Genomic DNA, 25185 nt, shown 5'->3' on the forward strand with positions numbered 1-25185 from the left:
CAAAAAAGTGATTATCGGTGCCTGTTTTTTTAAGGCTAATAGAAATTCTAAACCAACATATTATAAACTGTAGTGGAGATCTCAATGAAATTATTTTTAGGCGGGATGTTGATGGTTTTTTCAATGATGGTGTATGCTGTTGATGACATCATGTTACAGGTACCTAATAATCAACCCAGTTTTAAGGTGAGCCTGGCGGCAAATCCAACGACTGGATATCAGTGGACTGTTGAGCAGTATGATAAAACGTTATTTAAGTTAACGAGCAGCCAATTTCAAAGACCAAAGTCAAATCTGATCGGTGCTGGTGGACAAATGCTCTTTACCTTTACATTGAACAAAGGAAAATCTTATCCTAAATCAACAAAACTAGTGTTCCAATATGCACGAGCCTGGGAAAAAGAACCCGGCAAAATACAAACCGTAAATGTTAATTTTATAAACCCTCAGTGAGTTACATAATCCAAGGGTTAGGTAGTTAATGGAGTGAATTATTACCATAAAAAAGTTATTAAAAATAACAAGCAATTAACATGATGCTCCCTGGCCGCTGCCCGAATTTTTAGAGCGTTATTGCTAAGTTGAACAAATACGGACCCAAGCAGTCTGAAGACAAATGACTGGATTGGCACAACATGATTTAATTAAGGCAAACACTGCACACGTGATGACATGACATTCTGTTTTATAAACCAGTAATGTTTTGTCACCACGTATGCAGCAATTTAAATATAAAGAGTATCAGGACATCGCTTTTCTGAAGGGTAAATAACGAGGTTCCCAAAAAATGTCGTTGATTAATTGTTCCAAATCAGCATCATGATTTTTTTGTGCATATCCTGAGTCAATAGCACAACGAGCAACAGCAATAGCAATTGCTTTTGCTACGGTTTGAGCGTTATCCAGGGAAGGTAATAAAGGTAAGAAACTGTCTTTTTTGCTGGGTGCAAAGTCACAAAGTACTTTTGCTGCAGCCAGAATCATTTCTTTAGTTAAGCGCCTCGCATTCACGGCGAGAACTCCAAGTCCTATGCCTGGGAATACCAAAGCATTATTACACTGTGCGACCTGTACCATACGGTTATGAAACTCAATTGGAGGAAACGCCGTTCCCGTGGCTATCAACGCTCGGCCTTGGCTCCAGGCTAGAATATTTGCTGGCTGTGCTTCACATTTTTCATCTGGATTAGATAATGGAAAAATAATCGGGCGCTCACAATGTGCGGCCATATTCTCAATGATATCCTGAGAAAAAGCACCCGTTTGCGCTGAGCAGCCAATTAAAATGGTCGGTTTTACATGACGAACTGTATCTGTGAGCGAAGGATGTTGCTTTTCATTGATTGCCCATGAGTCTATCTCTGCTGCACTTCGTGCATAGGGTTTTTGGGCGTCAGTAAGATCCAAATCAGTGTCAAGTAATAAACCTTGTCGGTCAATTAACCAAAATCTTTGATACGCCTCATCAATGGAAAGTCCTTCTCTGACCATGGCATCGATAATCTGATCACTAATACCCGTTCCTGCTGAACCCGCACCAAACACGACGATACGTTGTTCACTGAGTTTCGTTCCGGTGACCTCACAGGCAGCAAGTAATGCAGCAAGCGTTACCGCTCCGGTTCCCTGGATGTCATCGTTAAATGTACATAATTCATCCTGATATTTATCCAATATACGTCTTGCATTGCCGCGGCCAAAATCTTCCCAGTGCAAAAAGGCGTTAGGAAATTGTTTATGCACTTCGGTGACAAAGGTAAGAATAAAATTATCGTATTCAGCACTGTCAATGCGTTGATGTCTGCATCCTAAATACATGGGATCATCAAGTAAATCCTGATTGTTTGTTCCAACATCAAGAAATACGGGTAGGGTACGAGTAGGATCTATACCTCCGCAAAGGCTATAGACCATGAGTTTGGCTACCGGAATATCCATTCCGCCTATACCCTGATCGCCTATGCCCAGCACACCTTCACCGTCTGTGACCACTATTAAGTCAATTTCCGGATTGGAACGATTGCTTATAATTTCCTCAATTTGGTTTTTGTCAGAATGAGCGATGTAAAGCCCTCTGGGTTGTCTGTATTCATGGCTAAAACGTTTTACTGCAGTGCCCACAATAGGCGTATAAATGGTTGGCAGCATTTCAGCTAAATGTCGACTTAACAGTCTATAAAAAACAATCTGATTTTTGTCATGCAGATTATTTAAATAAATATTCTGTTTCAATCGGCTTGTATAGGTTGAGTATTGTAAATAAGCACGCTTTACCTGTTCGTCCAGAGTTTCTACACGATGGGGAAGTTTTCCCAGTAAACCGAATGCTCTTCTCTCTTCATAAGTAAAGGCAGTGCCTTTATTTAGTTGTGGTGTAGTGAGTAACGGCTTACCGCTTAAAGCAGTTTCTATATACAGTTCGCCAGTTTGTTCGTCACGATTCAATTTAAAATCAAGCATGAGGTATTCTCTTATGATAGCGTTACTTGCTGACTGGTGATAATATCGGCTTTTTGTAGTCTACATCAAGAGGTTGTGCATGAATAAGTACCTGGTAATGATTTTCATTACACTGGGGTTAACGGCCTGTAGTGAGCGTGGCGAACACTATTACCGTGCCAATCCCAAGGAATTACAGATGGCACTTGAGTCTTGTCCTGGCCAAAAGCCTTCAGGAATAAGCTGTGAGCAACTTGCTCAATTAGGAAGGCGTTTAAACAGTCTTGCCTATCAATTGCAGCTGAGTCCTCAGGGTTTTGGGAATAAAATTTTGGCCATCCAACAAACCATTGCCGAGCAAAAATCAAAGCTGAACCATTCGGAAGGGGATAGTGAACTAAAAGCCGCCCTTGCCCAAAACGAACACGATTTAGCCGACTGTTTAGCTGTTGTAAAATGGTTGGAATCACCCGAGAGTTAATGATGAGAATCTTAGTAAGTAACGATGATGGAGTATTTGCAGCTGGAATCAGTGCATTAGCAACAGAACTTACCAGTATCGCCGAAGTTGAAGTGATAGCCCCTGACCGCAACAGAAGTGGCGCCAGTAATTCATTAACCTTGAGAGATCCTTTACGAGTAAAGAAACTGGATAATGGATATTATAGTGTAGAAGGGACTCCTACTGATTGTGTTCATCTCGCTTTAACTGGCTTTCTGGAGCAATCTGTTGATATTGTAGTTTCCGGCATTAATGAAGGCGCCAATTTGGGTGATGATGTTTTATATTCGGGAACTGTTGCTGCTGCAATGGAAGGCCGCTACCTTGGGTTACCCGCTATTGCAATGTCTTTGGTTGGGGATTCGAATTTACACTATCAGGCAGCGGCAATTATTGCTCGACAGTTGGTTATGAAGTTAAGTACCCAAATTCTTCCTTCGCAAACAATACTTAATGTAAATGTTCCAAATTTACCCTTGGAACAAATTAAAGGATTGCAAGTGACACGCTTGGGAACCCGTCATAGCGCCGAACCTGTGGTTAAGGAATACGATCCAAGGGGTAGACCAATTTATTGGGTAGGACCTCCCGGCCTGGAAGCTGATGCAGGCCCTGGAACAGATTTTCATGCAATTAACTCAGGCTATGTTTCCATAACACCGCTTCATCTGGATATGACCAATTATAAAATTTTTGATCAACTGTCTGGTTTACTGTCTGAAGTGCATTTACTTGCTTGAATATATTTTAATTTGGGATTTTTATAATGCTGAATTTATGCAAAAGTTTGTCTTGCCTTGTCTTTGTGATAATTCTTGCCGGATGTGGGGCAAATAATAACCTCGCCCCGGTAACCGAGTCAAAATGGCAACCCACGTCCCGTTACCCAAACACACACATTGTGCGGCGAGGTGAGACTCTTTATGCAATAGCATTTCGTTATGATACCGATTTTAGAAATCTGGCTCGGTTAAATCATTTACGTCCTCCTTATGCATTGAGGGTAGGACAGGTTCTTAATGTTAATGGGGTGCACCGAGTCAGGCATCCAGTCAGAAAAGCCTATAGTCCCAAATACTCCAAGCCGGTTACTCGCACGTCCCAAAAAGTGACTCACTTGCCGCATGTTTTTTCTCGATTTGGTTCCCGATCAGGATGGCTGTGGCCAGTTAATGGCCATGTTGTGACCTCTTTTGTTCCTGCGCAAGGTAAAAAGGGCATAAATATTGCATGTACTAAAGGAAGCAAGGTTCGTGCTTCTTCTGGTGGAATCGTTGCTTATGCTGGCAGTGGATTAGCGGGTTACGGTAATTTAATTATTATCAAGCATAATAATGAATTCTTGACGGCATACGGAAACAACTCAAGAAACCTCGTTTCTGAAGGACAACGAGTTAATGCGGGGCAAGTGATAGCAGAGGCGGGAATGGTTGAGCGTAAATATTGGGGCGTTCATTTTGAAATAAGAAAGGCGGGTGTACCTGTCAATCCATTGAATTATCTACAAAAAGGTTGACATATAACGTGCAGTTATAGCAACAATAGACTTGTTGAGAATCAAGAAACAGTTCGAAACAGGGCCAAACATTATAGGTGAAACAATGAGCGAGGAAGAAGAGCAAATAAAAGGGACTGAAATCAAGGACGAAGAGTGGTCTGAGCCTGATGATGAATCCCTTTTAGTAGAAGATGATCTTGATTTGGTTATGGAAAAGGCAGAAGAGGACGAGCTTCTTGAACTTCCTGATTTGAATGATGATGCTGTTTTTCCTTCTTATAGTCGTGGTAAAAATATAGCCAAGGCTATGGATGCAACCCAGTTGTACCTGAGCGAAATTGGATTTTCACCTTTGCTTAGCGCTGAAGAAGAGGTTCACTACGCAACTCTTGCCTTGAAGGGCGATGTAGCTGCACGCAAGAAAATGATAGAGTCTAACTTGCGTTTGGTTGTCAAAATATCTCGTCGTTACCTCAATAGAGGATTGCCTTTACTTGATTTAATTGAAGAAGGCAATTTAGGACTTATGAAATCAGTAGAAAAATTTGATCCCAATAGGGGGTTTCGATTTTCTACTTATGCTACCTGGTGGATACGTCAAACGATTGAGCGGGCTATTATGAATCAAACGAGAACTATTCGTTTACCCATTCATGTGGTCAAGGAATTGAATGTCTATCTGCGAGCGGCAAGACAGTTAACTCAGAAGCTTGATCATGAGCCATCACCTGAAGAAATTGCTGAAATGGTTGATAAACCCCTGGAAGATGTTCAAAAATTACTGGGTTTAAACGATAAGGTAACTTCAGTTGACACACCTATAGGCTTTGATGAAAACAAATCCTTGCTTGATACCATTGCAGATGAAAACAGCGTCAACCCCGCCGAATTACTTACTAACGAGAATCTTCGATTACACATAGAATCTTTGTTAGATAAATTAACGGACAATCAGCAGCAGGTCATCGCACGACGCTTTGGTTTAAGAGGTTTTGAAAAGGCGACACTTGAGGATGTAGGCAAAGAAATTGATTTAACTAGAGAGCGTGTGCGGCAAATTCAGGTTGAAGCATTAAAAACTTTAAGATCTTTGCTGGAACGAGTGGGATTGACTCAGGAAGATCTTTTTTAGTTGCCATTAAGAATGGCGAGAATTACGCATTTTTTCAAGTTGTTCTGCCTATGACATGGCGCATTCATTTCCTGGATGCGCTGTCGAGTTCTTTTCAATTACCCCTGCCTTTAATTTTTTCGTTTATTGAATTTTAAAAGACGGTCATTTCCCAGCTTCTCAGGATGAAGCATCTGGGGGAGTTACAACGGGTTTATCCTTATTAAAAAGTGTTTTGAATCCTTGCCAGCATTTAGCGTACTGGGTTTGTAAAGCCGGATTATGAAGAGCTTGTTCAGTAACAAGCCATGGCTCTCTTGTTTCAAACATAAAGGCTAAAGAATCATAATAATCAGGCTTTAAAGTTTGCGACGAGGCTTTTTCATAGGATACATGATCTGGGCCATGAGGGGTCATTCTGTTGTGAATGCTAACGCCACCTGGAGAAAAACCTTCTTTTTTGGCATCGTATTCACCACGTAATAAACCCATCAGTTCGCTCATGTAATTTCGATGAAAATAAGGCGGTCTAAAGGTGTGTTCTGCTACCATCCAGCGTGGCGGAAAAATAACGAAATCGAAATTAGCTACACCGAGAGTATCACTCTCGGAGGTAAGTACGGTAAAGATGGATGGGTCAGGATGGTCAAAGCTTACTGTGTTTATGGTGTTAAACAAATTTAAGTTATAACTGTATGGGGCATAATTTCCATGCCAGGCAACAACGTCAAGAGGGGAGTGATCGCTGACTGTAAACCATAATTTATTATGATGTTTACAAATTATCGTATGTTCCTTATCATTTTGTTCAAAAGAAGCGGTTGGATAGTTGAAGTGTCTTGGATTTGCTAATCCATTGGCTCCAATTGGCCCAAGTTGAGGTAGCGTTAAAGGACTCCCCTGATTTTCACAAAGATACCCTCTTGTTTCCTTGCCAATCACTTCTACTTTAAATTTAATGCCTCGAGGAATGACTGCAATATGTTCAGGGTGCAGGTTTATGATACCAAACTCGGTATGCAAATTAATTTCACCATGATAGGGAACAAATAACAGTTCACCGTCATTATCGGAAAAATAAGTGTCCGTCATGGATTGGTTGCAGTGGTATATGAAGGCATTAACTTTATCTGAACCGGCAATGTGAAATAAACCGTCAATAAAATTGCAATTAATTTGCGAACTGGTATACAAAGGCGACCAGCGTAAAGGATTTGGAGATTGTTCCTGCGAAAAAGCTTGAGTTATATTTTTTTCATATGGGTAATAGATACCCTGCGTTACAGAGGGGAGTATCCTATAAAGCCAGCTGCGAAGATTGACGTGTCTGGGACGAGTAAAGGCGGTGCCACTTAATTGCTCGGCATACAGTCCCAAATTAGCTTGCTGTGGCGAGTTTTGATTTAATGGTAATGCGCCATTCACCGCTTCAGTTTGATGATAATTGCCAAATCCTTGCATAGACACAGAAACGCTCCTTTGTTTTTAACGAACAGCATAATCTAAAAAAGTTGAAAATGTCGAGAGCGAATGATGCTTTAGACGTTCTTTTTAATCTTGGAGCAATGTATAATCTGTAACATTATATTTTTGGTTAGAGGTGAAGTAATGGCAGGTCATAGTAAGTGGGCAAATATTAAGTTTCGCAAAGGGGTTCAGGATGCGAAAAGAGGAAAAATATTTACCAAATTAATTCGTGAAATTACCGTAGCAGCCAGGATGGGCGGTGGGGATGAGTCAACAAATCCTCGCTTGCGTGATGCTGTTAAAAAAGCGCTCAGCGCAAACATGAAGCGTGATACTATTGATAACGCAATAAAGCGTGGCGTAGGGGGCTTGGATGGTGAGGCTATGGTTGCCATGCGATACGAAGGATATGGTCCGGGCGGTATAGCAGTTTTGGTTGATTGTTTGTCAGATAATAAAAACAGAACCGTTTCTGAAGTACGCCATGCTTTTACCAAGAACGGTGGAAATCTCGGAACCGATGGCTCTGTATCTTACCTTTTCTCTAATCAGGGTGAAATCCTAATGGCTCCTGGTCAATCTGAGGATTTGGTTATGGAGCTGGCAATTGAAGCGGGTGCCTCAGATGTCAGCGTTGATGATGGCCAAATTGAAGTGATAACTCCGGTTGAGGCCTATCACAGCGTATTAAACGTGTTACAAAATGCAGATTTGGAAATAGAGCAGTCGCATTTGACTATGCGAGCACAAACCATGATCGCAGTTGATGATGAAACAGCACAATCCTTAATAAAATTGATAGACATGCTTGAAGATCTTGATGATGTTCAAGAGGTATACAGCAATGCTGAATTTTCTGAAAATTTATTAGAATCTATGAATTAATGACCGTCATATTAGGGATAGATCCAGGCTCACGGATTACTGGATATGGTTTAATCAGAGAAACAAACCGCAGCATTCAGTACATAGACAGCGGCTGTATTCGCACATCTCCAGATGCTGCTTTAAGCCAAAAGTTGTTGCAGATTTACGACGGTATCTGTCAATTAATGGATGAATATTCGCCAACAGAAGTGGCCATAGAACAGGTTTTTATGCATCAAAATCCTAATTCAGCCTTAAAATTAGGTCAGGCTAGAGGTGTTGCCATGGTTGCTGCAGCCTCTCATCGTGTTAAAGTGAGCGAATATTCAGCAAGGGAAGTAAAGCAAACTGTTGTTGGTTATGGTGCTGCGGAGAAAGATCAGGTAAATCATATGGTGGTGCACCTGTTAATGTTGAACAGTTCGCCGCAAAATGATGCGGCTGATGCCCTGGCAATCGCCATCTGTCACAGTCACATGCGCAATGGTCTGGCTGCTGCATCAGGTTATAAAGGGTACTCACGAAGGAGGCGTACACGATGATAGGTTGGTTGCACGGACAGATTTTAGATAAATATCACCCTGGTAAAATAGTGTTGGATGTGAACGGAGTAGGGTATGACGTTGAAACCTCATTGAATACTTTTTTTCAGCTTGAAGGCTCGTCTACTGCTATTGGTCTTCATATTCATACGGTCGTTCGTGAAGATGCTTTGTTGCTTTATGGATTTCTTGATAAGCAGGAACGTTCCTTGTTTCGAGCATTGATCAAAGTAAATGGCGTTGGCCCAAAAATGGCAATCGCTATTTTATCCAGTATTACTCCGAATGAGTTCATTCAATGCATTTATCAGGAAAACGCCGCTCTTTTAACCAAATTACCCGGTATAGGAAAAAAAACAGCCGAACGTCTCGTTGTTGAGATGAGAGACAGCATTAAACAATTTGGTGAAGTTCAAACAGACACTACTCCGCAACGCAAGTATCAGATGAGCAGCCAGGACGAAGCAATTAGTGCTTTGGAAGCCCTGGGTTATAAACCTCAGGAAGCATTAAAAGTGGTCAATAAAATTGATGATGGAAGTAAATCGAGTGAGCAGTTAATTCGAGAATCCTTACAAATTCTCTCATCAAGAGCTTAACTTTCCTTCCCAAATGGCTATGAGCTCAATCAGTTATAGACCAGGGTAATGATATGGACTCTTCTTCTCTTTTTAGTTTCTCACGAAACCATTTTGGCTCATCTGGTAGCCGTTTAAAAGGGAGGATGAGTCTCTACCATTGCTCTATTGAGTTTTCGCTTTTAACGGCAAAAATACTTTAACAATGAGACCTGAGCCTGTTGGTGGCGAATCAAGAATGACTCGTCCTCCATGAAGCTCACAAATTTGCTGCACTATAGCAAGACCAAGACCACTTCCTGGGCTTTTATTTCCAAGCACTCTAAAAAACCGCTCAAAAACACGTGCTTGTAATTCAGGTGGAATTCCAGGGCCATTATCAGCAACCTCAAGAATTAATTCATTATTTTGTTTGCTCAGTCGGACTATAACCCGTCCATTTTCTCCGCAATAACGAATGGCATTATCTACTAAATTACGAATGAGAATGCCCAATGCTGTAGGATTGCCTTGAATTTTGGGTAAATTCCTGTCACTTTCAAATTCTAATTCAATTTGTTTTTCTACGGCTGATGGTGCTAGCATGGCCAAAATTTCACGAGTCAGTTTGCTTAAATTGACATCATCTTCATCATGAAAACTGGTGGCCTCTGGAACAAGTCTACTCATAGTTAACAACTGTTGCACGATATGAGTGCTGCGATTAACGCTACCAATTAATTTTTGTAGGGCTAAATTTTTTTCTTCAATATCATTTGAGTTGAGAGCAACCTGAGCTTGTGCCTTGAGTGCTGCAAGGGGCGTTCTTAGTTCGTGAGCTGCGTCAGCTGCAAATCGTTTTTCTCTTTCGAAACCTTCTTTTAGTCTATAAAATAATTTATTAAGCTCATCAATAACTGGTTTTATTTCTTCAGGGACTTCTTGTAAATCCACTGGCTCTAAATGAGTAGGAGCACGGTTGGCGACTTCTTCGGCTACTTTATCCAGGCTGTCTAATCCTCGACCAATAATAATCCAGATTAACAATCCAGATAAAGGAAAAGTGAGCAGCATAATGTAAAGATCATCTTGAGCAATTCTGTGGCCAAGTTCATTACGTGTATCGTAGCGTTCTGCTAAAACAGTACGAATACCTGCTTTGTCGTTATAGGTTGTGAATACTCGCCAATTTTGATTGTCAATTTTTTTATCGCTAAAACCGTCTAATTCCGATGTTAATGGAACCTTGGGGGCTGTAGACGAGTGAAGCAATAATTTTCCTCCATTAGTCCAAACCTGAAAATTAAATTTATCAATGTAGTTTTCGGGAGACTCTTCATTTAAAAATCGTTTCTGATAGTAGGCGTCTATTTTTTGCGGTATGGTTTCGAGAGCATCCTGAATTTTAATCAAAGGACGTTGATGCAAATCATCCCCTAATAACGCTTGGTAAGATAAAGCAGAAATGGCCATTAATGTATAAAGATGATCCTGGATGTCCTTTTGATCGAGATAATAGTTACCAATTGCCGTAAGCGTAGTGGTGATCGTTATGGCCAGTAGCAGGTTAATTAAGAGAAACTTTCGTATAGAAGATTTCACGACAAGACAGCACCATCATTTTTTTCAGCCATATAGCCCACGCCTCTAATTGTTCTGATAAAATTTGCATTGAGCTTTTTGCGCAAATTATGTATGTGAACTTCAAGAGCGTTGCTGTCGACATCCTCATCCCAGCCATAAATGCTTTGCATTAATTGTTCTCGTGATAAAACCTGACCACTGTTTTCCAGCAGCTTTTGTAACAAGGCAAATTCTCTGCGAGGTACGTTAATGAGAACTTCATCAACAAAGACGGAGTGTGCGGCAGGATCAAGAGTGATATTACGGTATTGCAGAACTGAATCAGCTCTACCTTGGGAGCGTCTGACTAAAGCACGAATTCGGGCACTCAACTCGTTGAGATCAAAAGGCTTGATTAAGTAATCATCTGCGCCACTATCAAGACCCTTGACACGATCTTCAACTGACTCACGAGCAGTCAAAATAATGATGGGTGTGGTGTTTCCCTCGTGCCGGGTGTGTTGCAAAAGAGAAAGCCCCGAGAGTTTGGGCAAGCCTAAATCAAGTATGATTAATTCAAATGACTCTGACTTTAAAGCTGCACGTGCCGCTTCACCATCTTTCAACCAGTCAACAATATATCCGAATTGTGTCAGTCCAGTTTTCACTGCATCGCCAAGTAGTTCATCATCTTCAACAAGTAATAATCTCATCGCAGCTCCTACTTTTGTTTCATCACGTTTAATGAAATCTGGTTATGTATTATTGTTTTTCCAGCACGTTTTCGTCCATATGTTTGGTTAGATAAAAAGCTTGTATCAAGACAAACAGTAAAGTAAAGCCAACACCACCGAATAACTTAAAATTAACCCAGGCATCGGTATCATAGTAATAAGCAACGTACAGGTTTAAAGCACCCATCAAAATGAAAAAAAGTGTCCAGGCGAAATTGAGTCTATGCCAGATTTTAGGGGCTAGCTTAACGTTGGCTTCCATCATCTTTTGGATAATAGGTTTGGAGCCAATAAAGCTGGAACTAAAAAACACCAGCGCAGAAAGCCAATAAATCCCCGTTGGTTTCCATTTAATAAACCAGGGATTATGAAAAAATAAGGTAGCGCCGCCAAGTACCATGATAATAGCGAGACTGATTACATGCATTTTTTCATAGCGCTGAAATTTTATTCTGTAAATAAAAACCTGGCTAATTGACGCAACCATAGCAACAGCCGTTGCGTTATAGATGCCAAATAATTTATAGACTATGAAAAACAAGACTATGGGAAAAAAATCAAACAATAATTTCATATTTTTTTATTTGTTAAGGTTATCTTAATAGTATAACACAAATTTTGTTTCACTCCTGCACACCAATTAATGGAAAAAGAAAATAAATCAATCAGTTCGGAAAAAAATATTAAAGTAGCTCATTTTTATCAATACGGCTACCCAATACGTATTTTTTGCCCCAGTTTAAGTGTTTTATTTTTGTGCAGATTCGGATTGATTTTCAAGAGCCTGGTTACTTTTGTATGGTGTTTACGAGCGATTATACTTAAACAATCCCCTGACTTAACCTCATATAAATAGCGTTGTTTTCTCTTTTTCAAGACAACAAGCTGATGGACATCTTTAGGTCGTACAGAATGAGCTCGTTGATTTTTCGTAGTGCTGGAGAGTTTTTTGGCATCAGGTGACAAGGCGATTTCTTTTTGAACAAATCCGGCTAAAGAGGCATTAGTTGGAATGGCTATGGCTTGATTAACGGTTACTTTATTGCTGGTTAACTGATTTAATTGTTTTATCAACGTGACAGTAGTGTTGTATCGGTCGGCAATAGAAGCCAGGCTATCGCCTTTTTGGACTTTGTGCTTTGGCCAGCTGACCCGTTTATCAACAGGAATGTTGGATAAATTAAGATTAAATCGTGCGACACATTCTTTGGGTACCAGTAATTTAAAGGGTTTATAAGGTGCTGTTGTCCAACGGGTATACCCAGGATTTAGTTTTTTTAATTCTTTATAACTAATGCCTGCGAGTTTGGCGGCATGATTTAAATCGATCTGACTGCCAATGTTTACTTCAGCAAAGTAAGGAGCATAAGGAATATTGGGTAATGTCACTTTGTAGCGGTTTGGATTTTTGATAATCTCGGCTAGTGCAAGCAAACGAGGTACATAAAGTTTGGTTTCTTTGGATAAAGGCAAATTCCAGAAGTCTATTGCTTTATCTTTAGGTAGCGCAGCGGCTTTTACCGCTCGAGCAATAGTTCCCTCTCCTGAGTCATAAGCAGCAAGAGCCAATATCCAGTGCCCTTTAAAAAATTTATTTAAATAGCTCAGATAACCAAGAGCAGCCTCAGTTGAGGGTCTAATGCTGCGCCGCCCATCAAACCACCAGTCCTGTTTCAAACCTAATTCACTGCCCGTATTGGGCATCAACTGCCATAATCCAGCTGCTCCAGCGCCTGAATGAACAAAGGGATCGTAGGCACTTTCAACCATTGGGATTAGAGCTAATTCACCAGGCAATTGACGTTTTTTTATTTCTTGAAGAACATGATAAATATAGGGGGCTGATTGTTTGCTTACTTTTTTGATGTAACCTGGATGCCTGACCAACCAGCGAATTTGTTCTTGAACTTCGGGCCGGTTGAGTTCATGGCTAAGAGTAAACTCCTGGCGCAGCACCTCCCAAACATTAGGCGTTTTTTGCGTTATGGATCCATTTATAATCCCTGGTACTAGCAAGACGCAGAACAATAAACCGACAGTAATTATTGATTTCCCTTTCAATCAACTAACCTATAAATATCAGTGGTTGGTCAGTTTACTAAAAAAAATTGCGTGGTTAAATCCTTTTGCTTCTTAAGATTCCATTACGTATTTATTTAATTCTTATTGGTTTTCTACTGAAATGAATTTTTTTTCATTCTGAGTATTTTAAATACTTCAAGAGAATCAGCAGAGCCTGCACCGTGTTGTAGGGCATACTCAATGACTTCTTTTTTATCAGTACGCAGAAACGGATTAACAGCCAGTTCACGTTCTAGTGGGGACGGCAGTGAGCAATGTGGCGGGTTTGATGAAAACTGGTCTAAGTTGTCTTTTATGCTTTTGTTTTGCGGTTCTACACTTAAGGCGAATTTAAGGTTTTGTTGCGTGTATTCGTGAGCACAAAATACCAGGGTATTTGGGGGTAACGTTTTAAATAGATTAAGCGACTCGTGTAGTTGTTCTATGGTGCCATCAAATACTCGACCACATCCTGCGGAAAATAATGTATCACCGCAAAAAAGCCATTTTTTTTCGGTTTCAAAATAGCTGATGTGAGTAGAAGTATGTCCTGGATTAAATAAAACCTGAAAGCTTAATGTTCCTATTTGTATTTTTTGATGTTCGCAAACTGTTTTAGTGATATGCGGAATTCTTGAGTCATTGGGTCCATACACCTGGCAATCTGGATAGGCTTGAATTAAGTCGCTTACGCCACCAATATGGTCATTATGATGATGGGTCAGTAAAATGGTACGCAGTTCGAGTTGATTTTTTTGGGCAAAATGAAGCACTGGCTCAGCTTCACCTGGATCTACACAATCAAAAACATGGGAATTATCTTCCGTGATAGCCCAAATATAATTGTCAGTAAATGCTGGTATAGGAGTAACTTGAATCATTTATTTCTCATACTAGTTATCGTGTTGTTCGATAATATAGGATGATACGCCTGGGTTAAAGTAGGATCTCAATGAATCGAGTGCGATTTTAATTTCATCGGCTAAAGTAAAGGGCGGATTGATGATCCATAAACCACATCCAGTCATTCCTTCTTTGGGTGCCAGAGTGAGATTAAATTCAATTCTTAATGCTTTTTTTGCCCCAACGTCCTTCATTCCTCTGGTCAGCTGTTCAATGAATTTTTTATTAACCACGGGATACCACAGGCAATAAACTCCTGTTGAAAATTTGGCATAGGCTTGTTTAATGGCCACAGGTATTTCTTTGTATTCTTCTTTACGCTCAAATGAGGGATCTATGAAAATCAGGCCTCTTTTTTCTGGAGGAGGTACTAATGCCTTCATGCTAGCTAAACCGTCTGAATTACTGGTATGAACTTTTTTGTTTAAATGAGGCATTTGCTCCAGAGCTTCAAATTCTGCGGGATGAAGTTCACAAAGATACAGCCTGTCCTGGTTTCGTAATGTATGAATTGCAAAGTAGGGAGAACCCGGATAGTTTCTTAATCCGTTTTCCTGATTCATATTTTTGATGGTATCAAAAAAGGGTTTGAATACTGGCCCTAATTTTTTTCGATCAGGCCAGATTAACTGGATCCCTTGTTTGTATTCCCCGGTTTTTTCAGACTGTTTATCTCTCAGATCATATTGACCCTTGCCTGAGTGTGTTTCGAGATAAAGTAATGGTTTGTCTTTTTGGATTAGATAATTCAGGAGTCGGGTTAACGTGACGTGTTTGATTACATCGGCAAAATTACCTGCATGATATCCGTGTTGATAGCTGAGCATATTTAAAGCTGTTGTTTGAAGAGTTTCGCCAAGTATACCAGAAAGCAAAGGGTTCTCGTAACTCTTGTGCAACGTGTCTTTTATCACCTGGATTGAATACAAAATCTATGGGATAGAGATTACAGTATTTGATAATTGTGCACTATACTCAAATTAAGAGCAATACAAAGGAGGCTAACATGGCGTTACATGAGGAATTTGAAGATCAATCGTTTTCCGATTTTAACTACGATGATGACCTGGATGATTTAACTCACAAAAAAAGAATAAAAAGAATGTTGGAAGACCGATTAGAGAAAAAACGATTAAAAGATGAATTTAAGGATGATTTTGATGAGTTAAGTGGCGAATTTGACTGGGATCAGTTAGATAAATAATACACTTACACCACCAAGTGTGTAGCTGCCCAATATGTATTTTCCAGCAATGAAACTATAGTCATTGGACCTACTCCTCCTGGAACAGGCGTTATCCAGGCTAGCTTGTTAATTGCTTTTTTAAAGTCAACATCACCTCTGATGCTGCCATCATCAAGTCTGTGCATACCAACATCTACAACGATTTGATTTTCATTAAGCCATGCGGCGTCTATAACATCTATTTTTCCCGTTGCCACAACGACCAAATCAGCTATAGTGACAAGTTGTTGCAAATTATGAGTCAGTTTATGGCAGATGGTTACCGTTGCTCCTGCAAGCAGTAACTCCAGACTCATAGGTCTGCCAACAATATTGGAAGCGCCAATAACTACAGCATGCTTGCCTTTGACATCCAAATGATAGTGATTTAAAAGATTCATAATACCCATAGGAGTACATGGACGTAATAAAGGATTTTTTTGGGCAAGTCTTCCCAGATTATAGGGGTGAAATCCATCCACGTCTTTTTCGGGTTTTATATGTTCTATGATTACAGCTTGATCGATATGTGGGGGTAGGGGCAATTGAATTAAAATCCCATCAATATCACTGGAATCATTTAATTCAGTAATCAGTTGCAGTACATTTTTTTGGCTTGTTTCAGTAGGCAAGTTGTACGAGTGGGATATTATACCAACTTCTTGACAGGCCTTAATTTTATTATTGACATAGATAGTTGAAGCAGGATCATGACCAACTAAAACAACGGCAAGGCCTGGTGCTCGATGACCTTTTTGGATGTGTTTTTGTACTTTGAGTTTTAGTTCATTTCGGCGTAATGAGGCGAGTAAACGCCCATCAAGTAACGACGCAGTCATAATAATACCACTTATATATAGACTTGAGATTATGAAGTAGCCTAGACGTTATTGCAATATCTTCATGGTGTACTCGTGGTGAATCTTGTGTTTTTGCAAATCAAGCCTCGTTAGCGTTATGATAAACTTGGATAAACATAAATCAATGAAAGGGAGTTTATTAATGTATCATATGGGATTAAAAAGTGTGGTATTTGCTTGCGGTATTGCCTTGTTGTCCAATAATATTTCTTTTGCGACGCCCGTGCAAGAAATGCTATTGGGTAAGACCATGAGTCAGCAAAAACAGCAAGACATGTCTCCGAAACAAGCGTTATTACGCTTGAAAGAAGGAAATCAACGATTTTTGGAAAACAAACAAATTACTCGGGATTATTTAAAACAAGCCAAGATTTCTTCTTACGGTCAGTATCCTTTTGCGGTCGTACTTAACTGCATGGATTCTCGCAGCGTACCCGAATTGATTTTTGATCAGGGATTGGCCGATCTATTTACTTTGCGAGTAGCGGGTAACGTCTTAAACGATGACATTCTGGGAAGTATGGAGTTTGCGTCTGCAGTAGTTGGCTCACGATTAATCGTTGTATTGGCACATACTTCCTGTGGTGCTGTAGCTGGTGCATGTAATGGCGTTGAATTAGGGCATTTAACTGATGTTCTGGATAAAATTGAACCTGTGGTGAAACCCAGTATGTTTTCCTTGGGTACAAAAAATTGCAGTGATGTTTCTCTAGTGGATGCTATTGCTCAAGCGAACGCCTTACGTGTTGTCAGAGAAATTCAGGAAAAAAGTCCTATTATCGGCGAGTTGGTTAAGAGCAAAAAAGTAGGGATCATTGCCGGAATACATGACATCAAAACAGGTCAGGTACGTTTTTTTGAAGAAGAACGTTCGGTGCCTGAGTAATATTTGGTTCAAATCCTACTTTGTCTAACAGAATATGGTGTGATTTTCTTGAATAGACAGGTATAAAGTGTTAATTTTTATGAATAAAATATTCTTCTATCCCAGTGTGCATGGAGCTCTGATTGAAAAAAACTGTTCTATATACGGCTTTATTCGCACTGGCTATGCCTATTTCTGTTGATGCGATTGGTTTAGGCAATATGACAGTAAAGTCGGCTTTAGATCAGCCTTTTGTAGCAGAAATAGAGTTAATTGATGTTGGTTCCACTCCTTTGGCAGGAATAAAAACAGGTCTGGCAGATCCTCATAATTTTGATGAGATAGGCATAGAACGCACTGCGGTATTGTCGTTACTCAACTTTAGTATTGGAAAAAACAGCAAGGGAAAATACATCATTTTTGTCCAATCCAAAGAACGTATGACCGAACCTTATATGGAACTGGTTGTTGATTTAACCTGGCCTCAAGGGCAGTTGTACAAAGCATATACAGTTTTATTGGATCCGCCAGGCTATCAACTGGTTTCTACCCCGGCACAAAGTGGTTCAACCTATTATAAAACCGTACAAAAACACAGCCATGAACCGGGTGTAATTAATAAAACAATCACTACAGCTGTCGAACACAACACGCTATCTTTAAACGACAGCAAGAAAAAAGCAACTTATGGTCCTACGATTGCTCATGAAAACGTGTGGCAAATAGCATTAAGGTATAAGGCTTCCGAGGTCATTTTACCTCAGGTTGTTCTTGCAATAGTTGGTGCTAATCCTGATGCATTCATCAAGGGTAATTTAAATGGATTAAAGACGGGTGTACGGTTAGTAATTCCCGGAACTGATGAAATAAAACAAATTCCTGCCGATTTGGCTACAGAAGAAATCATGGCCCACGATAAAGCATGGAATGAAAAGACACCCATAAACCATGTTTTATCTCCACCCTTTATGAATGGAATAACAGCAGTCAATGTACCCGCTCAGCCTTCACAAATTCCAATAATTCCGAAAATAAAGCAACAGGCTGAACCAAAATCAGGATCTGCAAATCAACTTATTTTCCTCGATACGCAGCTTCCTGTGATCAATAACAACCAGCAACAAGGTGTTCCGGCAAAAAATAACCAAGACAGCATAGACCAGGATGCAACAAGAAGAGCCGAGTTATCCATTACTACAGCGGCTATAGAATCAGTAAGAGAATCTAATGCTTTATTGATGGAACAATTGCGTTTATTGCAAGATCAAAATAAGAACTTGCATCAGCAATTGAATAAACGCACTAAAGAATTGGAGCGTTTACAAGCTCAGGTTCGAGTTTTAATAAAACAACGTCAAGCGGTAGCTGCTCAGGCCAGTTCATCACCTGCAAAAAACTCAACTCACAGTTTCTGGCCTTTTGTATTGCTAATGGTGGTGGCGGCTGGCTGTGGCGGTATTGCTTATTGGTACTTTGTTCACCGAAAGCCAACGAGCAAGGAGTCTCCATACATTACAGAACCACCTTTAGAGCCTAAAACCTCAATACCTTTGGTTGAACCTGTGATTGTGTCAGTGGAACAACCTGCCAGTGAGGTGCATCCTTCAGTTGAAGACCCCTCTGAAAGCGCAGAGTCTTTGCAAAAAGAAATCAAAAAAGATGCAACAAAATCGCAAGACATTTCTTTTGATGAAGCAACTCCTGATCAGGTAGCTCAGGATAAATCCACCACGATTACGGAACTTGGCAGTTTAACTGAACTGGATAGGCCAACTAAGTCAGAAGAAATCACTAATTCGCAAAATCAGACAGAGTCTGGAAATCTGGAAGAAATAGAAGAGCCAGTTGAACTTATTGTCGAGGATGAGTCTTCTGAACCACAAAAAGAAAATAGTGTTCAACCAGAGCAATCACTAATAAGCGTTTCATCTGCGCAAGAGGCTCAAACAATTGAAGATAATGATCAGGAATTACCTGTTGCATCCTCTCCTGAAGCTGAATTATCAAATAGTGCTGTGTTGGAGTTTGAACCTGGGTTGCATGAAGTACTTAAAGAACAAGCAAAGCAGCAAGTCACGTCAAAAAATACTCCTGAAGATGCAGATCATGACATGTCACTTGATTTTGTTTTACCGTCAGAAGAACTCCCCGAACCTGAAGTATCGGTTGCTTCGGACGAACATGTTAAAGAGGATCATACAGACCATCAGACTTCGTTAGAGAACAGCTCAAAACCCACAGAACATGTTGATGGTTTGAATGAAACGGCGCAAAGCGGGGTAACTGAAATGGATTTGGATAAATCCCTGACAGACTTTTTCGTTGAGCCAGGTCAACAAAAATTAATCTCTGATGAGCCTGATAATTCTGCCATTACAGCAGACAATACCACAGCAGATGAATCGGTACATTCCCTAAAAAGTACAAAAGCACTCTCTACACTTTTGGATCTCGCAAAAACTTATATAGGAATGGACGACTTCGAATCTGCAAGAAATTCACTTCAAGAGGTTCTTGAGTTTGGTAATGAAGAACAAAAAGCAGAAGCCAGAACATTAATTGAGCAGATAAAGGGCAGATAGGCGGTGCAGAGTCTGGTGTTTCAAATCTGCCATAAATAACCAGGTGTGTTGATAATTGCTTCCCCCTTTTAGCAGAATTGAGTTTTTGGGTATTAAACATCATCAAATTCTGTGCAATTTAAAAACAATAAAATCAGTATTTTCATAATATGGGATAAACCAACAACAAGGTATGGACAAAATAAATAGGGTATTATAAATTGACCCTTTTTATCAGGAAATTTGAATGCGTATTGCCTTAGTGGTCGAATACGATGGTAGCCAATATCATGGTTGGCAGGCTCAGAATGGCTTGCATACTGTTCAACAGTCTGTGGAGCATGCTTTATCTAAAGTCGCTGACAGTACTATTTCTGTTGTGTGCGCAGGTAGAACAGACACCGGTGTTCATGCAACAAACCAGGTTATCCATTTTGATTGTGAGAAGGAACGTACTATTCGTGCCTGGATTCATGGCGCTAACTCTTTTTTACCTAAGGATATTTGTGTCAAGTGGGGTAAGGAGATGAACGATAGTTTCCACGCTCGTTATTCTGCGACCAGCAGGAGATACCGTTACATCATTTATAACGGTTCTATTCGCCCGGCTTTATTGCGTAGCAATGTCACCTGGCAATACAGACAGCTGGATCATCGCTTGATGCATGAAGGTGCGCAAAAGTTACTTGGTGAAAATGATTTTACTTCCTTTCGTTCTGTGGAGTGTCAATCAAAAACACCAATGCGTAATGTTCATCAGATAAACGTGACTCGGTCAGGCGATCTCGTCATTATTGATATTACAGCAAACGCTTTTTTGCATCACATGGTGCGTAATATCGCAGGAGTGTTGATTTCTGTCGGTTCAAACAAACACCCGGTCTCCTGGGTTGAAGAGGTGTTGCTTGCCAAAGACCGAAAGTTAGGAGCAGAAACGGCTCCGTCTTATGGCTTATACCTGGTGCAGGTTGGTTATCCGGCAGAGTTTGGAGTAATGCAGAATAATCCCGGCCCATTATTTCTTTGGGAGAAATAATTGAATCAAACTCGTGTACGAGTCAAAATGTGTGGTATGACACGTAATGAGGACGTATCCCGTGCTGTAAGTCTTGGCGTTGATGCTATAGGTTTGGTTTTTTATTCTCCAAGCCCAAGAAATGTAAGCATACAACAGGCAGAGTTGGTGTTAAAAAATTTGCCGCCGTTTATAGATGTTGTCGCTGTTTTGGTTAACCCCGAAAAGAGTTATGTGCGCAGTATACTGGAAGTGTTGCCCGTAAATTTATTACAATTTCATGGCGATGAGTCTCCAGAATTTTGTCAGGAGTTTGATTTTCCTTTTATCAAAGCAACGCATGCAACATCAACTCGTCAAATAGTTGATTTAGCGGAGCAATTCGACAGTGCAAATGCGTTACTTTTAGATACTGCATCACCGCTTTACAGAGGGGGGACAGGACTGACTTTTGACTGGTCTATTATTCCTGACACATTAACCAAACCCTATATTTTAGCTGGCGGGCTTAATGAATCAAATATCGGGCAGGCAATCAGGCAACATAAACCCTATGCTGTAGATGTTTGCAGCGGTATTGAGTCATCGCCCGGAGTTAAAGATCATCATAAAATGAGCCTTTTTATAAAGGCATTAGAGGCAAACAATGAGTATTAAAGAATTACCAGATGAGCAGGGGCACTTTGGCCCATATGGCGGTGTATTTGTTGCAGACACTTTGATGTTTGCTTTAAAACAGCTTGATGCGGCATACACCCAATACCGTAATGATCCTGAGTTTCTTGCTGAATTACACACTGAATTAAAAGATTTTGTTGGACGCCCTAACCCGTTGTATCATGCTGAGCGCTTGAGTAATCTGGTTGGTGGAGCGCAGATTTATCTTAAAAGAGAAGATCTAAATCATACGGGCGCTCATAAAATAAATAACACTGTTGGTCAGGCATTGCTGGCAAAGCGCATGGGTAAAACTCGAATTATCGCAGAGACAGGTGCTGGTCAGCATGGAGTGGCATCGGCAACTGTCGCTGCAAAATTGGGATTTGAATGCGTGGTCTACATGGGCGCAGATGATATCAAGCGCCAATCAAGTAATGTGTACCGAATGAAATTATTAGGCGCCCAGGTTGTTCCAGTAACTTCCGGATCCCGAACGCTCAAAGATGCTTTAAACGAAGCCATGAGAGACTGGGTAAGTCATGTTGATGATACCTTTTATATTATTGGTACCGTTGCAGGACCTCATCCTTATCCCCAGATGGTTAGAGATTTTCAAACCATCATCGGTAGAGAAGCACGGGAACAATGTCTTGAAAAAACTGGACAGTTACCTGATGCAATCGTTGCTTGCGTTGGTGGTGGTTCTAATGCTATTGGCTTGTTTTATCCTTTTTTAAAAGACGATTCTGTAGCAATTTATGGAGTTGAAGCGGGGGGTAAAGGTCTGGAGACTGGGGAGCATTCAGCCTCTTTAATTGCAGGAAAACCGGGCGTATTACACGGGAACAGAACTTATTTACTCTGTGATGAACACGGACAAATTAAGGACACTCATTCAGTTTCTGCAGGGCTTGATTATCCTGGAGTTGGCCCTGAACATGCCTATTTGAAAGACATTGGACGAGTGAACTATGTTGCAATAAACGATGACGAAGCATTGGATGCATTCAGAACACTAACCCGAATTGAAGGGATAATGCCTGCTTTAGAATCCAGTCATGCTATTGCTTATGCCATGAAACTTGCAAAAAATATGGCTAAAAATCAAACTATTGTAGTCAATTTATCAGGTCGTGGCGACAAAGACATGCACACCATTGCCTCCATAGATGGAATTACAGTGTGATGGTACAAAAAAATCCCCTTTCCTGTTATTGTTCATCAGTGATGAAACAGCAGTATTGGGTTTGATGTGTTAGATCCTTTTTTAGGTACAATATGAACCGAATTGAAAAAACTCTGGCTGATTTACAAGCCAAAGGCAAAAAGATGTTAAGTCCTTATCTTACAGCTGGTGATCCTCATCCTGAAAGTACCGTTGAACTGATGCATGCATTAGTTAAGGCAGGGGCTGATATTTTGGAATTGGGTATTCCGTTTTCAGACCCTATGGCTGAAGGGACAGTAATTCAACAGGCAATGGAACGTGCTTTGGCACAATCCGTAAATACAAAACATGTCCTTGATATGGTCAGGACATTTAGGGAAGAGGATAAAACTACCCCGGTCATTATTATGGGGTATTTAAATCCCATAGAACAATACGGATATGATGCCTTTGCTCGGGATTCGGTAGAAGCGGGTGTAGACGGTACTATTCTTGTAGATTTACCGCCAGAAGAAGCCAGGATTATTTGCAGTATTTGGGAAGAACAAGGTTTGTATAGTATTTTTTTATGTTCTCCCACGACCTCCGCTCAACGTATGGCTCTGATTAACCAATACGCCAAGGGTTATCTTTATTATGTCTCTTTAAAAGGTGTAACTGGTTCAGATGCGCTGAATATTGATTCTTTAGAGGCAGAATACCTAAAGCGTAAAGCACAAACTCATCTTCCGTTAATGGTAGGCTTTGGTATAAAAACACCTGAAATGGCAGCCGATGTTTCACGTTTTTCTGATGGTGTAATCGTTGGAGCAGCGTTAATCACTACGATTTTGAATGCACATGAATCAAATAATAATACAGCCGTGGCCGGAGCTTATCTCATCAGCTCCATGCGGCAGGCAATTGACAATAATGGAAAAAAAGTATGACTGAACTACCAGAAAAAAGAACTCATTTTATTCGCCAGTTGATTAACGATGATCTGGCCAGTGGGAAGCATCAAGCAATAGTTACCCGATTTCCTCCAGAACCAAACGGTTACTTGCACGTAGGTCATGCTAAATCGATCTGTTTGAATTTTGGTTTGGCAGAGGAATTTAAAGGAAGATGTTTTTTGCGTTTTGATGACACCAATCCAATGAAAGAGGAAGAGGAGTACGTAAACGCAATAATAGATGATGTTCGCTGGTTAGGGTTTGAATGGTGTGATATGACCCATTCTTCTGATTATTATCAAGAGCTGTATGATTTTGCAGTGTATTTAATAAAAAAAGACATGGCTTATGTAGATAGTCTCAGCATGGAAGAAATTCGTGCCTACCGAGGAACGCTGCAAGAGCCGGGGCGAGAGAGCCCATACAGAACGAGGCCAATTGCTGAAAGTCTTGATTTGTTCGCCCGTATGAAGGCAGGAGAATTTCCTGATGGCGCCCATGTTCTTCGAGCCAAGATTGATATGACATCAGGGAATGTGAACATGCGTGATCCGGTTCTTTATCGTATTCGCCATGCTTCCCATCAGCGCACTGGTGACGAATGGTGTATTTATCCAATGTATGATTACGCTCATCCAATATCCGATGCTCTTGAGAAAATCACTCACTCTCTGTGTACTTTGGAATTTCAGGATCACCGGCCACTTTATGATTGGTTGGTCGATAATTTACCTTTACCTGCTCGACCTGTGCAAACAGAGTTTGCTCGTTTAAATTTATCTCATACGGTTACTTCAAAGCGTAAGCTGCGCGAATTGGTTGAGAAAAATATTGTCACCGGTTGGGATGATCCACGTCTGCCTACTTTAAGAGGCATGCGTAAACGAGGTTATCCACCCGCTGCAATCAGACAATTTTGTGAAATGATTGGTATTTCACGCAGTGACTCTGTGATTGATATGTCTTTACTTGAAGAGTGTGTACGTGCTGAATTTAATAAATCAGCCAAGCGTGCATTATGCGTTATGGATCCCGTCAAAGTAGTGATTGAAAATTACCCACAAGACAAGGTTGAATTGATTCAGTCCAGTTACAATCCACAAGATCCCAATGCAAAGAGCAGGGATTTACCTTTTGCAAGAGAAGTATACATAGAGCGTTCTGATTTTATGGAAGATCCTCCGAAAAAGTATTTCCGTCTTTCTCCTGGTGCAGAAGTTCGTTTGCGACATGCTTATGTCATCAAGTGTGAGCGTGTAATCCGAGATGAAAAGGGGAATATTGTCGAATTACGGTGTACCTATGATCCTGAAACTTTGGGAAAAAATCCAGTAGATCGCAAAGTTAAAGGGGTTATCCATTGGGTATCTTGCGCTCATGCTCATCCTGTGACTATTTATCAATACGACAGATTGTTTCATGATGCCAATCCCGCCCGTGAAGATGATTTCCTTCAGTTTTTAAATCATGATTCTTTAAAAACGCAACAAGCCTTTTGTGAGCCTGCGCTTGCTACTGGGATTCAGGGCGACGTGTTTCAATTTGAACGCTTGGGTTATTACTGCGTCAATCAGGTTGCTGATGGTGAAGTTAAGGCATTTCATCGGGTAGTAGATTTAAAAGATACTTGGGGCAAAACAAGCTAGGGGACT

25 protein-coding genes are annotated in these 25185 nt (G+C 40.5%); 16 read left to right on the top strand and 9 right to left on the bottom strand.

Annotation, left to right across the window (positions count from 1 at the left end; all coding sequences use genetic code 11):
• Nucleotides 1-84: 84 nt before the first annotated feature.
• Entirely contained in the window at nucleotides 85-453 is a 369-nt protein-coding gene (locus Lwor_RS01500) for a protease inhibitor I42 family protein (RefSeq protein WP_058492104.1), read from the top strand.
• A 288-nt stretch (nucleotides 454-741) separates the two neighbouring features.
• Here the strand turns inward: Lwor_RS01500 and Lwor_RS01505 are convergent, their stop codons facing one another.
• On the bottom strand, nucleotides 742-2460 hold the full coding sequence (locus tag Lwor_RS01505; protein ID WP_058492106.1) for an NAD-dependent malic enzyme: 1719 nt from the start codon (nucleotides 2458-2460) through the stop codon (nucleotides 742-744).
• 79 nt (nucleotides 2461-2539) lie between these two features.
• On the opposite strand from Lwor_RS01505, the gene Lwor_RS01510 reads away from it, so the two are divergent.
• The 4 genes from Lwor_RS01510 (at nucleotide 2540) to rpoS (ending at nucleotide 5571) form a co-directional block, all read left to right on the top strand.
• Nucleotides 2540-2920, top strand: coding sequence for a hypothetical protein (locus Lwor_RS01510; protein WP_058492108.1), 381 nt, complete (start codon nucleotides 2540-2542; stop codon nucleotides 2918-2920).
• A gap of 2 nt (nucleotides 2921-2922) precedes the next feature.
• A complete protein-coding gene (gene surE, locus Lwor_RS01515) occupies nucleotides 2923-3681 on the top strand; it encodes a 5'/3'-nucleotidase SurE (protein ID WP_058492110.1) in 759 nt (252 codons plus the stop codon).
• A gap of 26 nt (nucleotides 3682-3707) precedes the next feature.
• Nucleotides 3708-4457, top strand: coding sequence for a peptidoglycan DD-metalloendopeptidase family protein (locus Lwor_RS01520; RefSeq protein ID WP_058492112.1), 750 nt, complete (start codon nucleotides 3708-3710; stop codon nucleotides 4455-4457).
• Nucleotides 4458-4542: 85 nt separating this feature from the next.
• Complete coding sequence (gene rpoS, locus Lwor_RS01525) at nucleotides 4543-5571, top strand: RNA polymerase sigma factor RpoS (protein ID WP_058492114.1); 1029 nt, start codon at nucleotides 4543-4545, stop codon at nucleotides 5569-5571.
• Nucleotides 5572-5730: 159 nt separating this feature from the next.
• Here the strand turns inward: rpoS and hmgA are convergent, their stop codons facing one another.
• Nucleotides 5731-7017 (bottom strand): homogentisate 1,2-dioxygenase, encoded by a 1287-nt coding sequence (hmgA, locus tag Lwor_RS01530; RefSeq protein ID WP_058492116.1) that lies wholly within the window; start codon nucleotides 7015-7017, stop codon nucleotides 5731-5733.
• A 141-nt stretch (nucleotides 7018-7158) separates the two neighbouring features.
• Here hmgA and Lwor_RS01535 point away from each other — a divergent pair, with 141 nt between their 5' ends.
• From Lwor_RS01535 to ruvA, 3 genes are read left to right on the top strand one after another with little or no spacing between them, the layout of a single operon-like run.
• Complete coding sequence (locus Lwor_RS01535) at nucleotides 7159-7902, top strand: YebC/PmpR family DNA-binding transcriptional regulator (protein WP_058492118.1); 744 nt, start codon at nucleotides 7159-7161, stop codon at nucleotides 7900-7902.
• A complete protein-coding gene (gene ruvC, locus Lwor_RS01540; RefSeq protein WP_058492120.1) occupies nucleotides 7902-8426 on the top strand; it encodes a crossover junction endodeoxyribonuclease RuvC in 525 nt (174 codons plus the stop codon). Before Lwor_RS01535 ends, ruvC begins: the two co-directional genes overlap by 1 nt.
• Complete coding sequence (ruvA, locus tag Lwor_RS01545; RefSeq protein WP_058492123.1) at nucleotides 8423-9025, top strand: Holliday junction branch migration protein RuvA; 603 nt, start codon at nucleotides 8423-8425, stop codon at nucleotides 9023-9025. Before ruvC ends, ruvA begins: the two co-directional genes overlap by 4 nt.
• Nucleotides 9026-9169: 144 nt before the next feature.
• Here ruvA and Lwor_RS01550 read toward each other — a convergent pair whose 3' ends face one another.
• The 6 genes from Lwor_RS01550 to Lwor_RS01575 form a co-directional block, all read right to left on the bottom strand.
• On the bottom strand, nucleotides 9170-10585 hold the full coding sequence (locus Lwor_RS01550; protein ID WP_058492125.1) for an ATP-binding protein: 1416 nt from the start codon (nucleotides 10583-10585) through the stop codon (nucleotides 9170-9172).
• Entirely contained in the window at nucleotides 10582-11259 is a 678-nt protein-coding gene (locus tag Lwor_RS01555) for a response regulator (RefSeq protein ID WP_058492127.1), read from the bottom strand. The genes Lwor_RS01550 and Lwor_RS01555 overlap by 4 nt, the downstream gene beginning before the upstream one ends.
• A 49-nt stretch (nucleotides 11260-11308) precedes the next feature.
• The gene (locus Lwor_RS01560) at nucleotides 11309-11854 is read right to left on the bottom strand and encodes a septation protein A (RefSeq protein WP_058492129.1); all 546 of its coding nucleotides are present in this window, start codon (nucleotides 11852-11854) and stop codon (nucleotides 11309-11311) included.
• Between the two features lie 137 nt (nucleotides 11855-11991).
• Nucleotides 11992-13341 carry a LysM peptidoglycan-binding domain-containing protein gene (locus Lwor_RS01565; RefSeq protein ID WP_058492130.1) on the bottom strand — a complete coding sequence of 450 codons (1350 nt, stop codon included), beginning with the start codon at nucleotides 13339-13341 and terminating at the stop codon, nucleotides 11992-11994.
• A 113-nt stretch (nucleotides 13342-13454) separates the two neighbouring features.
• On the bottom strand, nucleotides 13455-14219 hold the full coding sequence (gloB, locus tag Lwor_RS01570; RefSeq protein ID WP_058492212.1) for a hydroxyacylglutathione hydrolase: 765 nt from the start codon (nucleotides 14217-14219) through the stop codon (nucleotides 13455-13457).
• Nucleotides 14220-14234: 15 nt separating this feature from the next.
• Entirely contained in the window at nucleotides 14235-15071 is an 837-nt protein-coding gene (locus tag Lwor_RS01575) for a 23S rRNA (adenine(2030)-N(6))-methyltransferase RlmJ (protein WP_058492213.1), read from the bottom strand.
• A gap of 179 nt (nucleotides 15072-15250) precedes the next feature.
• Between Lwor_RS01575 and Lwor_RS01580 the strand changes: the two genes are divergently transcribed.
• Complete coding sequence (locus Lwor_RS01580) at nucleotides 15251-15448, top strand: hypothetical protein (RefSeq protein ID WP_058492131.1); 198 nt, start codon at nucleotides 15251-15253, stop codon at nucleotides 15446-15448.
• 5 nt (nucleotides 15449-15453) lie between these two features.
• Here Lwor_RS01580 and folD read toward each other — a convergent pair whose 3' ends face one another.
• Nucleotides 15454-16308 (bottom strand): bifunctional methylenetetrahydrofolate dehydrogenase/methenyltetrahydrofolate cyclohydrolase FolD, encoded by an 855-nt coding sequence (gene folD, locus Lwor_RS01585; RefSeq protein ID WP_058492132.1) that lies wholly within the window; start codon nucleotides 16306-16308, stop codon nucleotides 15454-15456.
• 163 nt (nucleotides 16309-16471) lie between these two features.
• Here folD and Lwor_RS01590 point away from each other — a divergent pair, with 163 nt between their 5' ends.
• The 7 genes from Lwor_RS01590 to Lwor_RS01620 all read left to right on the top strand — a co-directional run bounded on the left by Lwor_RS01590 (nucleotide 16472) and on the right by Lwor_RS01620 (nucleotide 25179).
• Nucleotides 16472-17215, top strand: coding sequence for a carbonic anhydrase family protein (locus tag Lwor_RS01590; protein ID WP_115090892.1), 744 nt, complete (start codon nucleotides 16472-16474; stop codon nucleotides 17213-17215).
• Nucleotides 17216-17337: 122 nt separating this feature from the next.
• Nucleotides 17338-19776, top strand: a complete 2439-nt coding sequence (locus Lwor_RS01595) for a FimV/HubP family polar landmark protein (protein ID WP_058492133.1) — start codon at nucleotides 17338-17340, stop codon at nucleotides 19774-19776.
• Between the two features lie 226 nt (nucleotides 19777-20002).
• Nucleotides 20003-20791: a tRNA pseudouridine(38-40) synthase TruA gene (truA, locus tag Lwor_RS01600; RefSeq protein WP_058492134.1), complete on the top strand. Its 789-nt coding sequence runs from the start codon at nucleotides 20003-20005 to the stop codon at nucleotides 20789-20791.
• Complete coding sequence (locus Lwor_RS01605; protein ID WP_058492135.1) at nucleotides 20792-21427, top strand: phosphoribosylanthranilate isomerase; 636 nt, start codon at nucleotides 20792-20794, stop codon at nucleotides 21425-21427.
• Entirely contained in the window at nucleotides 21417-22616 is a 1200-nt protein-coding gene (gene trpB, locus Lwor_RS01610; protein ID WP_058492136.1) for a tryptophan synthase subunit beta, read from the top strand. The genes Lwor_RS01605 and trpB overlap by 11 nt, the downstream gene beginning before the upstream one ends.
• A 92-nt stretch (nucleotides 22617-22708) precedes the next feature.
• Nucleotides 22709-23527: a tryptophan synthase subunit alpha gene (gene trpA, locus Lwor_RS01615; RefSeq protein WP_058492137.1), complete on the top strand. Its 819-nt coding sequence runs from the start codon at nucleotides 22709-22711 to the stop codon at nucleotides 23525-23527.
• Nucleotides 23524-25179, top strand: a complete 1656-nt coding sequence (locus tag Lwor_RS01620) for a glutamine--tRNA ligase/YqeY domain fusion protein (protein ID WP_058492138.1) — start codon at nucleotides 23524-23526, stop codon at nucleotides 25177-25179. The genes trpA and Lwor_RS01620 overlap by 4 nt, the downstream gene beginning before the upstream one ends.
• Nucleotides 25180-25185 lie beyond the last annotated feature (6 nt).

It is taken from the genome of Legionella worsleiensis (assembly GCF_001467535.1).
GTDB lineage: Bacteria > Pseudomonadota > Gammaproteobacteria > Legionellales > Legionellaceae > Legionella > Legionella worsleiensis.

Coding starts and splice junctions, on each gene's coding strand:
- ruvC (WP_058492120.1), top strand. CDS start 7,902: ATGACCGTCATATTAGGGATAGATCCAGGCTCACGGATTACTGGATAT.
- rpoS (WP_058492114.1), top strand. CDS start 4,543: ATGAGCGAGGAAGAAGAGCAAATAAAAGGGACTGAAATCAAGGACGAA.
- Lwor_RS01500 (WP_058492104.1), top strand. CDS start 85: ATGAAATTATTTTTAGGCGGGATGTTGATGGTTTTTTCAATGATGGTG.
- Lwor_RS01580 (WP_058492131.1), top strand. CDS start 15,251: ATGGCGTTACATGAGGAATTTGAAGATCAATCGTTTTCCGATTTTAAC.
- Lwor_RS01620 (WP_058492138.1), top strand. CDS start 23,524: ATGACTGAACTACCAGAAAAAAGAACTCATTTTATTCGCCAGTTGATT.
- truA (WP_058492134.1), top strand. CDS start 20,003: ATGCGTATTGCCTTAGTGGTCGAATACGATGGTAGCCAATATCATGGT.
- Lwor_RS01575 (WP_058492213.1), bottom strand. CDS start 15,071: ATGCTCAGCTATCAACACGGATATCATGCAGGTAATTTTGCCGATGTA.
- folD (WP_058492132.1), bottom strand. CDS start 16,308: ATGACTGCGTCGTTACTTGATGGGCGTTTACTCGCCTCATTACGCCGA.
- Lwor_RS01520 (WP_058492112.1), top strand. CDS start 3,708: ATGCTGAATTTATGCAAAAGTTTGTCTTGCCTTGTCTTTGTGATAATT.
- surE (WP_058492110.1), top strand. CDS start 2,923: ATGAGAATCTTAGTAAGTAACGATGATGGAGTATTTGCAGCTGGAATC.
- trpA (WP_058492137.1), top strand. CDS start 22,709: ATGAACCGAATTGAAAAAACTCTGGCTGATTTACAAGCCAAAGGCAAA.
- Lwor_RS01590 (WP_115090892.1), top strand. CDS start 16,472: ATGTATCATATGGGATTAAAAAGTGTGGTATTTGCTTGCGGTATTGCC.
- Lwor_RS01505 (WP_058492106.1), bottom strand. CDS start 2,460: ATGCTTGATTTTAAATTGAATCGTGACGAACAAACTGGCGAACTGTAT.
- Lwor_RS01555 (WP_058492127.1), bottom strand. CDS start 11,259: ATGAGATTATTACTTGTTGAAGATGATGAACTACTTGGCGATGCAGTG.
- Lwor_RS01560 (WP_058492129.1), bottom strand. CDS start 11,854: ATGAAATTATTGTTTGATTTTTTTCCCATAGTCTTGTTTTTCATAGTC.
- Lwor_RS01535 (WP_058492118.1), top strand. CDS start 7,159: ATGGCAGGTCATAGTAAGTGGGCAAATATTAAGTTTCGCAAAGGGGTT.
- trpB (WP_058492136.1), top strand. CDS start 21,417: ATGAGTATTAAAGAATTACCAGATGAGCAGGGGCACTTTGGCCCATAT.
- ruvA (WP_058492123.1), top strand. CDS start 8,423: ATGATAGGTTGGTTGCACGGACAGATTTTAGATAAATATCACCCTGGT.
- Lwor_RS01510 (WP_058492108.1), top strand. CDS start 2,540: ATGAATAAGTACCTGGTAATGATTTTCATTACACTGGGGTTAACGGCC.